This window comes from Streptomyces sp. NRRL F-4489, assembly GCF_001509485.1.
In the GTDB taxonomy this organism is placed as follows: Bacteria; Actinomycetota; Actinomycetes; order Streptomycetales; family Streptomycetaceae; genus Streptomyces.
The window spans coordinates 1-4029 of sequence record NZ_LLZI01000118.1 but is presented as its reverse complement, the minus strand read 5'-3'; the positions used below and the strand labels follow the sequence as shown (position 1 = coordinate 4029).

The window sequence follows — 4029 nt, the reverse complement described above, 5'->3', positions numbered from 1 at the left end:
GGGCGGGGGCGGTCAGGGGCGGCCGTCGCGGACGGGGGCGGCGGGTGCGGGGGCGTTGGCGGGGCCGTCCGCGGCGGCCGCCTCCGTCTTCGTCTCCGTGCCGCCGCCCAGATGGTTCCCGTCCCCGTCCCCGTCCTCCGTACGCGCCCCCGCCGGCGCCTCCCCGAAGCGGGCCAGGGCCAGGGCGCCGACCACCGCCAGGGCGAAGCCGGCGAGGGCGAGCGGGGCCAGGCCGTCGCGGGTGCGGTCGCCGAGCCAGAAGACGCCGGCGGCGGCCGGGCCGAGGGTCTCCCCGATCACCATCCCGGCGGTGGCGGTGGTGACCGAACCGCGCTGGAGGGCGGAGGTCAGCAGCAGGAACGCCGAGCCGCCGCCGATCAGCAGCGCGTACACCGCCGGGTTGGTGAGCAGCTCGGCCGGCCCGAAACCGTCGATGAGCCGGACCGCGACCTCGACGACGCCGAAGCCCAGGCCCGAGCCGAGGCCGAGCGCGGCGGCCCGGGCCCGGCCCGGGAGCCGCCCGGCCAGCGCGCCCACCGCCGGCAGCGCGAGGGCCAGCACCAGCACCCCGATCCGCAGCGCCGTGCCGCCGGCCCGGTGCCCCTCGGCGCCCGACGAGAGCGCCAGCAGCGCCAGGCCGCCGCAGACCACGGCCACCGCGAGCCATTCCGCGCGGCGCAGCCGGCTGCCCAGCAGCGGCCCGGCGACCACCGCCGTCACCGCGAGGGTGGCCGCCAGCGCCGCGCCGACCGTGTAGATCGGCAGCGTCCGCAGCGCCACCAGCTCCAGCAGGAACCCGAGCCCGTCCAGCAGCAGCCCCAGCAGGTACCGCCACTGGGTCAGCACCCGCAGCAGCAGCCGGGCGTCCACCCCGGAACCGTTGCCGGCCGGGGTGTCCCGGGCGGCGACGGCCTGGAAGACGGACGCGGTGCCGAAGCACACCGCGGAGGCGAACGCGCAGACCATCCCGAGCAGCATGCCGCCGAGGGTACGCGCCGGCGGTACGGGGGCGGCGGCCCCGCACAGCCTCCAGCGGCCCCCGGGCCGCGCCCGCCCCCCGCGCCCGGTTACGCCCCCAGCACCTCCCGCAGCCGCTCCAGCCCCCAGTCCAGGTCCTCCCGGGAGATCACCAGCGGCGGCGCGATCCGGATCGTCCCGCCGTGGGTGTCCTTGACCAGGACGCCGCGGGCCAGCAGCCGTTCGGAGACCGCGCGGCCGTCGCCGCGGGAGGGGTTGATGTCGATTCCGGCCCACAGGCCGCGGCCGCGTACCGCGTCCACCGCGCCGCCGCCGACCAGCGGCGCCAGCACGTCGTGCAGATGGCAGCCCAGTTCCGCGGCCCGCCGCTGGTACTCGCCGGTGCGCAGCAGCGCGATCACCTCCAGCCCGACCGCGCAGGCCAGCGGATTGCCGCCGAACGTCGACCCGTGCTCGCCGGGCCGGAAGACGCCCAGCACCTCCCGCGAGGAGACCACCGCCGACACCGGGACGATGCCGCCGCCCAGCGCCTTGCCGAGCACGTAGACGTCCGGGGCGACGCCCTCGTGCTCGCAGGCGAAGGTGGTGCCGGCGCGGCCCAGGCCGGACTGGATCTCGTCGGCGATGAACAGCGCGTTCCGGTCCCGGGTCAGCTCGCGGACCCCGGCGAGGTAGCCGGCCGGCGGCACCAGGACGCCCGCCTCGCCCTGGATCGGCTCGATCAGCACCGCGACGGTGTCGGCGTCGACCGCCGCGTCGAGGGCGGCGAGGTCCCCGTAGGGCACGACGGTGAAGCCGGGGGTGTACGGGCCGAAGTCGGCGCGCGCCTCGGGGTCGGTGGAGAAGGAGACGATGGTGGTGGTGCGGCCGTGGAAGTTGTTCTCCGCGACGACGATCTTCGCCCGCCCGTCGGGGACGCCCTTGACGCGGTAGCCCCACTTCCGGGCGGCCTTGATCGCGGTCTCCACGGCCTCCGCGCCGGTGTTCATCGGCAGGACGAGTTCCATCCGGCACAGTTCGGCCAGTTGGGTGCAGAAGTCGGCGAACCGGTCGTGGTGGAAGGCGCGGGAGGTGAGCGTGACGCGTTCCAGCTGGGCGCGGAGGGCGTCCAGCAGCCGGGGGTTGCGGTGGCCGAAATTGAGCGCGGAGTAACCGGCGAGCAGGTCCAGATAGCGCCGCCCGGTGACGTCGGTCATCCAGGCGCCCTCGGCGGTGGCCACGACGACCGGCAGCGGCCGGTAGTTCCGCGCGCTGTGCGCCTCGGCGGCGGCGATGAACGCTTCGGGCGCGGTCGCCGCTCCGGGTGGGGTCGCGGCATCGGGTGAGGTCACGGTGACTCCGTCCGGTGGGCCGGGCCGGCCGGTCCGCTGGGTGCCGCTGGTCCGGTCGGTCCGGTCGTACGAGCAGTTGCCGGCCCGCCCCCTGCGCTCTCCCCGCCCCTCATTCTCCCGCCGCGGGCCGTCCCCGCGCGCCGGGCCGGGGCCGGTCGGGGGCCCGAGGCGGCCCTGCGGGGCGGCGCACCCCATAGACTTCCCCTGCGCACCGGCGACTGGCGTACGGGGAACGGACCCCGAGGGAGTGGTGCGCGGCCACACGCCGCTGAGGTGCCGCCCGCCTGGGTACCCCGGGACCACGACCGACCAGATCGATCGCCCCGGAGGACGCCATGACGGCCCACCCGCCCACGCACCCCGCCCTGCACACCGCCGACCCCGAGCTGGCCGCGCTGATCGGCGCCGAGGAACGGCTCCAGGCCGACACCCTGCGCCTGATCCCCAGCGAGAACTACGTCTCGGCCGCCGTGCTGGAGGCCACCGGCACCGTCCTGCAGAACAAGTACAGCGAGGGCTACCCGGGCCGCCGCTACTACGAGGGCCAGCAGAACATCGACGTGGTGGAGACCCTGGCCGTCGAGCGCGCCAAGGCGCTCTTCGGCACCGAGCACGCCAACGTCCAGCCGTACTCCGGCTCGCCCGCCAACCTCGCCGTGTACCTCGCGTTCGCCTCCCCCGGCGACACGGTGATGGGCATGTCGCTGCCGATGGGCGGCCACCTCACGCACGGCTGGGGCGTCTCGGCGACCGGGACGTGGTTCAACGGCGTGCGGTACGGCGTCCGGGCCGACACCGGGCGGATCGACTTCGACGAGGTGCGCGAGCTGGCCCTGAAGGAGCGCCCGAAGATCATCTTCTGCGGCGGGACGGCGGTGCCGCGCACCATCGACTTCGCCGCGTTCGGGGAGATCGCCCGGGAGGCCGGGGCGGTCCTGGTCGCCGATATCGCGCATATCGCGGGCCTGGTGGCGGGCGGTGCGCACCCCTCCCCCGTCCCGTACGCCGATGTGGTGTCGACCACCACCCACAAGACGCTGCGCGGGCCGCGCGGCGCGATGCTGATGTCCCGCGCCGAGCACGCCAAGGCGATCGACAAGGCGGTCTTCCCGGGGCTCCAGGGCGGGCCGCACAACCACACCACGGCGGCCATCGCGGTGGCGCTGCGGGAGGCCGCGGCGCCGTCGTTCCGGGAGTACGCGCACGCGGTGGTCGCCAACGCCAAGGCGCTGGCCGAGGCGCTGCTGGCCCGCGGTTTCGACCTGGTCTCCGGCGGCACCGACAACCACCTGGTGCTGATCGACCTGACGTCGAAGGAGGTGCCGGGGAAGGTCGCCGCCAAGGCGCTGGACCGGGCCGGGATCGTGGTGAACTACAACACCGTGCCGTTCGACCCCCGCAAGCCGTTCGACCCCTCCGGCATCCGGATCGGTACGCCCGCGCTCACCTCGCGCGGCCTGGTCCCGTCCGACATGGCGAAGGTCGCGGACTGGCTCGACCGCGGCGTCCGCGCCGCCGCCACCGGCGACGAGGAGTCCCTGTCCACCCTCCGCAAGGAAGTCACCGACTTCCTGGCCGCCTACCCGGCGCCGGGGCTGCCGGTGGGCGCGTAGGCGTACGGGCCCCGACGCCGGGAATACCCGCCCCCTTCCCCGGCGTTGGGGCCCCGAGGGGGCCTCGCCACCCCCTACGGGATCCGTTCGACCACCCCCTACGGCCC

The 4029-nt window shown here is 75.7% G+C and carries 3 protein-coding genes; 1 reads left to right on the top strand and 2 read right to left on the bottom strand.

Annotation, left to right across the window (positions count from 1 at the left end):
* Positions 1 to 12: 12 nt before the first annotated feature.
* A complete protein-coding gene (locus ADL22_RS12055) occupies positions 13 to 978 on the bottom strand; it encodes a hypothetical protein (protein ID WP_234430659.1) in 966 nt (321 codons plus the stop codon).
* Positions 979 to 1067: 89 nt separating this feature from the next.
* Positions 1068 to 2309 (bottom strand): ornithine--oxo-acid transaminase, encoded by a 1242-nt coding sequence (gene rocD, locus ADL22_RS12050; RefSeq protein WP_066976999.1) that lies wholly within the window; start codon positions 2307 to 2309, stop codon positions 1068 to 1070.
* A 335-nt stretch (positions 2310 to 2644) separates the two neighbouring features.
* Between rocD and glyA the strand changes: the two genes are divergently transcribed.
* On the top strand, positions 2645 to 3922 hold the full coding sequence (gene glyA / locus ADL22_RS12045) for a serine hydroxymethyltransferase (protein ID WP_066976996.1): 1278 nt from the start codon (positions 2645 to 2647) through the stop codon (positions 3920 to 3922).
* The last annotated feature ends 107 nt before the right edge of the window (positions 3923 to 4029 follow it).